The following is a 6858-nucleotide window of genomic DNA, read 5'->3' on the forward strand; positions in this document are numbered from 1 at the left end:
GGCAGGTGGGGTGTGGGGTGTAGGGTTTTACCGATTTTGAGGGTCAGTTACCTAATTTTCAGGGAAAAAGTCCAGGGATTTTACCCCCGATCACTCCAATGATCAGCACTTTTTGAGGGGAAAAAAGTCTAAAAGCCTTATCCAACAAGGTTTTTAGATTGATTCAGCAAGCCCTAGTTAGTACAAATAAACTAAATGCGATCTATCCATTCCCATGGAAACAGCAAGCTCTCAACGACCTTGAGAGTGGTTTACATTTTAATCTATTCCCCGGTAGAGATCGGCGATGGCTAACTCTAGGTTAATACTTGACAGGATCACGCGATCGCCTGTCTCGTAAATAGTCGTTTCCCATATCCCCAGAGAATTACGACGACGGCATTCCACGCGCTGGATTTCTTGGGAAATTAATACATATTCTTCTAAAGTTTCTATCTGTTGATAATCTTGGAATTTTTCGCCCCTGTCAAAAGCGGCCGTACTGGGGGAAAGCACTTCCGCAATCAGTTTCGGATAGCGTTTCAGATAACGATCTTGGCGATCGCGCGGATCGCAGGTAACAAAAGCATCGGGATAGTAATAAAATTGATCTTGATAGTTAACCTTGACATTACCCGAGTGAAACCGACAGTCTGTAGAGTCGCCGAAATGTTCGTCAATGACTTTGAGAAAATTGAAGGCGATGCGCTCGTGATTATCCGTACCGCCGGCCATCGCGTAAACCAAACCACGTCGGTATTCATGACGGATCTGACTCTGGCGCTCGATAGCGAGATATTCTTGGGGACTGATGTAGTTGGGAACTGCGATCATAATCTCTAGGGGAAAGCCTACTATTAATCATAGTACGAGAACGGCTCTGGCTCTCCTATTCTTTGTGTGATAATTTTTGCTTATGGAATCGTGAAATGCTTATCGGGCAAGACTTTTAGGGCTATTTTTACGTTCAGCGAAGCTCAGTCGAGCCGCGGAAGAAACTATCAGTATAGACCTCGTTTCCACACAGAAACCAGAAGAGCCAAATTTCCAATACTCAGTTTAAATTTAGTACAGCTTAACCAGATTACTTGGAGTAGATAAAATCTCTGAAAAGGGGGTTTTAGTCTCAGCCAAAAATTCAGAAATTGTCTCTCCTTTTCAACAACTATTTGATGTTTTGCCTCCACAGGATATGACATTTTTTCCTTCTTAGCTGAAACTGTCTTGCTTAGTATTAAGCCAGCCCCTTATTTAGTTGTAATCCGTGAAGATTTGCAATTCACTTCTCCTTCCACTGGTAAAGATTTAACATGAGAACCTTGAAACTTTTCCATATTGCTGACTCGCCACATAGACAGAGGAAAAGTAATAGCAAATAAACCAAAAACTCCCACTAAAATCCAGACGATATTGTGCATTTTACGAGAGGAAAGTTTTCTAATTTGAACATCCATTTTGTTACCTCCATAAGTTTAAGTTAAGGGTAAATAAGGAAAGATAGGATGCCATGACATAGCGGTGGCGGCAATAATGAGGGCGAAAAACCAAAAGAGAATTGTTTTAGCCTTAATCTTGCGATCTTTCCAGAGATAATGGAGTATAGGCCAACTGATTAACCAGCCAATTAATAACATAGTTTCTTTGCCGGTATAACTGCCAATATTACCCCACATTTTGCTAGGATTTTTACTGCCAGGAATCCAAGACCCTAAATTCCAGAGCAGAGTTTCTACGGTTTTTGTCTGGTCTGCATCGGAAAAATGGTGAGAAACCATCATTAAACAACAACCGATTGCGGCGCTAATAATTGCCGCAGCTGCAGGGCCAGAAGTAGCGGGAGAACGTTTGGCACCTTGGGCTAAACCTTGGGGAAATTGTTGTACAAAAGCCCAGATTTTACCGTACCAAGGGCTATCAACATAGGGTTGTGTCATGAGAGTTGCTCCTATTTTTTAAGAGTTCGTAACTGTGTAAAACCCAAAATTCCCACCGCTAAAAGTCCCATAATGGTGCTAGGTTCGGGTACAGATTCTAGGAGAAAAGCGCGGGTTTCCGTTTCTCCCAATTCATTAGTAAAAGTGCCAAAACCAATAATTTGGCCACGCCCATTAATGCCCGTGGCTTGATTTAAAACCCAACCCGTACCATTAATGACTAAATTATTTAAATCAAATAACTGGCCTTCTTGCCAAAGAGTCCCATGGGCAACTTCACTAGCAAGATTAGAAAAGCCAACAATTTGACCAGATTCGTTAATACTTAAAGCATCGCCTCGCGTACCACCAAGACTGCCTAAATTAATCAAATTGCCGTTATCCCAGAGGAATCCACTAGAGGTTAAAGTGGCTCCTGAACCATTAGTCGCTTGACCAATAACTAAGCCATTTTCGTTAAGATCTCGGGCAAAACTTTGGGCGAATCCGTTGGGAATTCCTAGATTAGTCAGGACAAAATTACCATTGGCATCCTGCTCCCAAAAAGCAGCACTGTAGACATTAGTTCCGTCCACTACACCATCGGAGTCTACATAACCAACGATTTCGGTATTGTCATTAATGGCTAAACCAAAATTTTGATCGCCGTCAAGACTAGGTAAGTTGATGCGCGTACCATCTTCCCAGAAAATAGCGTTTCTTCGATTGGTTTCAAAGATATGATAACCAGCAATCTGATTGCTGTTGTTGATGTCGATAAAATAACTTTCCAGGCCACCAAAGTTATAAATGTTGAGGTCGTAACCCCCGGAACCGTTAGGAGTCCACAATAACGCCCGGTCTGTGGGTCCGGCGGTTTCATCTCCCGCACCGACAATCATCCCTGCGTCATTAATAGAACGAGATAAACCACCGCGACCGGGGAGAGTGACGGGGGTGCCGCCATTAACTGGGCCAGTAAGGGGTAAAGCCGTTATCGTACCGTTTTCCCAGATATAGCCACTAGAAGCGGTATTACCGGCAGTGCGGGAACGACCGACGATTTGACCTTGGTTGTTAATGCTGGCTGCCCTCGTATCCGTACCATCGGGGCTGAGTGTACCCAAGTCGGTGATTTTATACATCGAACCCGCTAGGGCAGGAGACACAGTATGTAAGCCGAAAACAGTGGCTAGAACGAGCGAAAGTTGAATTTTAGTCATTTTTGAGTTGAATCAGCAAATAAGGGTTTACAGAGCCTGAATTTTGGCGACACCGAGGCCGCTAACGAGACCACCCATAGCAAAAAACATCATTGCCATCAGAGCAATGCAAGTGGCTGTTAACACCGGTCGGTTAGCTTTGTCCAAAATTGAGTCGCCGTATTTCCAGAGAATCCAAGTGCAGGCCACGCCTAGGGGTAGGGTAAAAAGGACGCTGAATTCGTGGTATTCCATGAGGACGTATTGACCGAGGGGCGAATTTTCCTTTAGCCATGCCCGCGCACCGCCAAACTCTAAATCGGCCCGATAGCGCATATAGGCTAAATTACCAGTGGCGATCGCTAAAAAAGCGAGGACGGTAGCCCAGAAGGTGAGGGTTCGCATTTGCCGCAAGAGTTTGCTAGAACCTCTTAACAGGGGAAAAGCGAGGTGGCCTGCGTAAACAATGACGACTAGGGCTAATAAAGAGCCAAAACCGTGAATTGTGCCTAACCATCGCTGCCACGGACTCGGATGCAGGAGATTGACGAAGGGCAGGAATAAAAATAAGCCCGCCGAGAGGATTCCTAGCCCATAAACGCAAACGGTGGCGATATCTAGGGTTTTGGGGAAATCTATTTTTTCGGATTCTGTGGGATCAGATAACATCTGCTTCTCCTTGACGATTTGGAAAGAGTAAATGAGAAATTATCTCAATTAAGTCGAACTTTGATCAAAAAAGTCCAGAGAATACCTGTGTCCAACCATCAAAGGATTTTTAGACTCAAGTTGACGCTCAATAACGTCAAGACTAGAATTTAGACATAGACAAAGCTGGCGCTAAATGATTCTAGTAATCACTTAGCCTCAACTATGCACTGCTAAAGGAGCGACTGGCATCGCTTCTTTGGTTTAATCAGGCTCTAGACTAATTTTCTTGTCAACCATTCAGTCTAGGGCTTTTTTTTAGCCAAGTCTAGTATCAACAATATTTTTTAATAGTTGAGAATAATTCTTAACTATTTTGAAGCTAATGCTTAAATCTCTGGCACAATTGATTTTTGATGGTTTAAAAACGCTAAAAATAAGGATTAAGTGGCATAAAATATCCAAATAGACTGTTTAATTGATTACTGTTCCTTCTTAATTCTCCTGGCTACTGGCTGCTGACTCCTAACCAACCAAGATAATTTTTGATTTTTACAAGAGGTCTATTCCTAAGGGTGTCACACTACGGCTATCGGTCTTCTCCCCACTCCCCCCCCGCAACGCTCACGAAGTGGTCTCCCCACTGCGGTAAACTAAATGAGATGATCCACGGGAGTTATGACTATGACCACTCACTTTATTAGTGCCGAAATCGACCTACAGGAAACCCCGCAACAACTGCAGCAAGAAATCGAAAAAGAATTAGCCAAACGGGGTGAACCCTTGCGTTGGGCAATCACAGAAGTGGATACCGAGAATAATCAAGTCAAAGTCGAAGCGATTGTCACCACTGCCTCGTGAATTCCCGTCCCTATACCGCCGTCCTAATTATTCCCACCGGCATCGGGGCCGCGATTGGCGGTTATGCTGGGGATGGCATTCCCGTGGCCAGAGCGATCGCCGAAGTTTGCGATCGCCTAATTACCCATCCCAATGTCCTTAATGGCGCACAACTGTACTGGCCTCTGGACAACACCTATTATGTGGAGGGTTACGCTTTAGATCGTTTTGCCCGGGGGGATTGGGGATTAAGTCCCGTCCATCAAAATCGCATCGGGTTACTATTCGATTGCGCCATTGAATTTGACCTCTTGCAAAGACACCTTCAGGCTGCCGATGCTGTCCGGGCCACCCTAGGCTTAGATCTGACCGATTACGTTATCACCGATGCCCCCTTAAATGTGCAGTTGCGAGAGGCAGCCTCTGGGGCCAGTTGGGGAACAATTGGTAATCCCGACAGCTTGCTGCGGGGAGCAGAAAAACTGATTAACCAGGGCCGGGCGGAAGCGATCGCCATTGTTGCCCGTTTTCCCGACGATCCCGATAGCATGGCCCTGGCTAATTATCGCCATGGTCAGGGGGTGGATCCCCTTGCCGGGGCCGAGGCGGTAATTTCCCATCTAGTAGTCCGACAATTCCAAATACCGGCGGCCCACGCTCCCGCTTTAAGTCCGCTGCCCCTCGATCCGCAACTTTCCCCCAAGGCCGCGGCCGAAGAAATCGGTTATACTTTTTTACCCTGCGTTTTGGTGGGTTTAAGTCGCGCCCCCCAATTGGTCAAGCGGCCCGGTCCCGATGCTATTTGGAGCCGGGAGGTGGACGCGCTGATCGTTCCCGCCAGTGCGTGCGGTTCTAGCACAGTTTTGAGTTTTTGTCAAGAAAAAACTGTACTGATTTCCGTACAGGAAAATAGTACAAGAATGAAGGTGGCCCCGGAACCCCTAGGGGTGAAAGCAATTAGGGTACACTCGTATATGGAGGCGATCGGTGCGATCGTTTGTCAACGGGCCGGGGTTAACCTAGCATCTCTTCGCCCTACTTTAAACTCTTTACGCTGTTTATCCGAGAATCCGTGACTAATTCCCCTAATTCCGAATTTGATCCCCTGACACGCACACAAGTCCTCACCATTATGGCGGTAACGGCGATTATCTTGCTGGTAGTCGCCAAAGTTTGGCAATATTTCGGTGCGATCGCTATTCCCGCCATTCGCTGGACTCTCCCGGATTTCTTGTTCGGATTAGCCTTAGCGGGGGCAATTAGTGGAATTAGTGGGCTTCTCTATCGTTTTTGGTCTAGTTATCGCCATAGTGCTAACGCTTACTTACAATTAGTCATTAAACCTTTAGCTTGGCCTGATTTAATTTGGATTGGATTACTGCCGGGGTTAAGTGAAGAATTATTATTTCGCGGGGTAATTTTGCCAGCTTTAGGCTTAAATATCTTTGGTTTAACCGTTTCTAGTCTAATTTTTGGTATCCTCCATTTTAGCGGTTCCCAACAATGGCCCTATGTTATCTGGGCAACTGTTGTCGGTTTTGCCCTCGGTTATACCGTCATCATCACCGGTAATTTATTAATCCCGATCCTCGCTCATGTTATCACCAATCTCCTCGCTAGTTTTCTCTGGAAATTACAGCATAGTAATCAGTAATCAGTAATCAGTTATCAGTGGGGAAGTTATCAGTGGGGAAGTTATCAGTAATCAGTAATCAGTAATCAGTTATCAGTGACTACTCCTGTCTCCTATAAAAAAAATGGAAGTGCAATTTCGCGAATTTAATCCTTTTGATGTCTGGTTTTGGCTGGAATTTTCGACGGTTCCCTCGAATATGGAACAGCAGTATGTAGAAGAAGTTTTTGCTTCTTGGTTTTATTTGGGTAAATTAGGAGCTTTCAATGCCGAAAACCTACAGGTACAGGAGGTGGGAATCGATATTAGTTATATGGAATACGATCCAGATATGGCCGAAAATGCCTTCATGTCACCGATGCACAATATGACCGATTTTGAATACTTAGGTACTTGGGGACGTTGTTGGTTTGACCTTGGTACTAGCGATCTTATTGCTTTAGATATTTTAATCAATGCCTTGACCCAATTAAGTAAGGATTTTGTCGATATTAAACGTTTAATTATCGGGGGAGAAAATCAAGATTGGCCAGTTAGCGATCGCAGTAATTATCTTTTTAGCGAATAATTAGGGTTTACTGAAAAAGTTTCTTGGTGGAGTCAGTATTCTCCGAGTCAGGAGACAGGAGACAGGAGACAGGAG

The 6858-nt window shown here is 44.9% G+C and carries 9 protein-coding genes; 4 read left to right on the forward strand and 5 right to left on the reverse strand.

Annotation, left to right across the window (positions count from 1 at the left end):
- Positions 1–258: 258 nt before the first annotated feature.
- From IQ242_RS12815 to IQ242_RS12835, 5 genes are all read right to left on the reverse strand, one after another.
- Positions 259–813 carry a Uma2 family endonuclease gene (locus IQ242_RS12815; protein ID WP_193960239.1) on the reverse strand — a complete coding sequence of 185 codons (555 nt, stop codon included), beginning with the start codon at positions 811–813 and terminating at the stop codon, positions 259–261.
- A 413-nt stretch (positions 814–1226) separates the two neighbouring features.
- Positions 1227–1433 (reverse strand): hypothetical protein, encoded by a 207-nt coding sequence (locus IQ242_RS12820; protein ID WP_002762824.1) that lies wholly within the window; start codon positions 1431–1433, stop codon positions 1227–1229.
- Between the two features lie 18 nt (positions 1434–1451).
- Positions 1452–1913, reverse strand: a complete 462-nt coding sequence (locus IQ242_RS12825; protein ID WP_002762822.1) for a hypothetical protein — start codon at positions 1911–1913, stop codon at positions 1452–1454.
- 11 nt (positions 1914–1924) lie between these two features.
- Positions 1925–3115, reverse strand: coding sequence for a PEP-CTERM sorting domain-containing protein (locus tag IQ242_RS12830; protein WP_002762821.1), 1191 nt, complete (start codon positions 3113–3115; stop codon positions 1925–1927).
- 27 nt (positions 3116–3142) lie between these two features.
- Positions 3143–3763, reverse strand: a complete 621-nt coding sequence (locus tag IQ242_RS12835) for a hypothetical protein (protein ID WP_052275687.1) — start codon at positions 3761–3763, stop codon at positions 3143–3145.
- A gap of 663 nt (positions 3764–4426) precedes the next feature.
- Between IQ242_RS12835 and IQ242_RS12840 the strand changes: the two genes are divergently transcribed.
- The 4 genes from IQ242_RS12840 (at position 4427) to IQ242_RS12855 (ending at position 6783) form a co-directional block, all read left to right on the forward strand.
- On the forward strand, positions 4427–4603 hold the full coding sequence (locus tag IQ242_RS12840) for a hypothetical protein (RefSeq protein ID WP_002734354.1): 177 nt from the start codon (positions 4427–4429) through the stop codon (positions 4601–4603).
- Positions 4600–5658 (forward strand): DUF3326 domain-containing protein, encoded by a 1059-nt coding sequence (locus IQ242_RS12845; RefSeq protein WP_193960240.1) that lies wholly within the window; start codon positions 4600–4602, stop codon positions 5656–5658. Before IQ242_RS12840 ends, IQ242_RS12845 begins: the two co-directional genes overlap by 4 nt.
- A complete protein-coding gene (locus IQ242_RS12850) occupies positions 5655–6236 on the forward strand; it encodes a CPBP family intramembrane glutamic endopeptidase (protein ID WP_193960241.1) in 582 nt (193 codons plus the stop codon). Before IQ242_RS12845 ends, IQ242_RS12850 begins: the two co-directional genes overlap by 4 nt.
- Before the next feature lie 103 nt (positions 6237–6339).
- Entirely contained in the window at positions 6340–6783 is a 444-nt protein-coding gene (locus tag IQ242_RS12855) for a DUF3531 family protein (RefSeq protein ID WP_002752631.1), read from the forward strand.
- Positions 6784–6858 lie beyond the last annotated feature (75 nt).

The sequence above is a fragment of the Microcystis sp. LEGE 08355 genome (assembly GCF_015207185.1).
Lineage (GTDB): Bacteria > Cyanobacteriota > Cyanobacteriia > Cyanobacteriales > Microcystaceae > Microcystis > Microcystis panniformis.

Coding starts and splice junctions, on each gene's coding strand:
- IQ242_RS12830 (WP_002762821.1), bottom strand. CDS start 3,115: ATGACTAAAATTCAACTTTCGCTCGTTCTAGCCACTGTTTTCGGCTTA.
- IQ242_RS12825 (WP_002762822.1), bottom strand. CDS start 1,913: ATGACACAACCCTATGTTGATAGCCCTTGGTACGGTAAAATCTGGGCT.
- IQ242_RS12840 (WP_002734354.1), top strand. CDS start 4,427: ATGACCACTCACTTTATTAGTGCCGAAATCGACCTACAGGAAACCCCG.
- IQ242_RS12815 (WP_193960239.1), bottom strand. CDS start 813: ATGATCGCAGTTCCCAACTACATCAGTCCCCAAGAATATCTCGCTATC.
- IQ242_RS12855 (WP_002752631.1), top strand. CDS start 6,340: ATGGAAGTGCAATTTCGCGAATTTAATCCTTTTGATGTCTGGTTTTGG.
- IQ242_RS12820 (WP_002762824.1), bottom strand. CDS start 1,433: ATGGATGTTCAAATTAGAAAACTTTCCTCTCGTAAAATGCACAATATC.
- IQ242_RS12835 (WP_052275687.1), bottom strand. CDS start 3,763: ATGTTATCTGATCCCACAGAATCCGAAAAAATAGATTTCCCCAAAACC.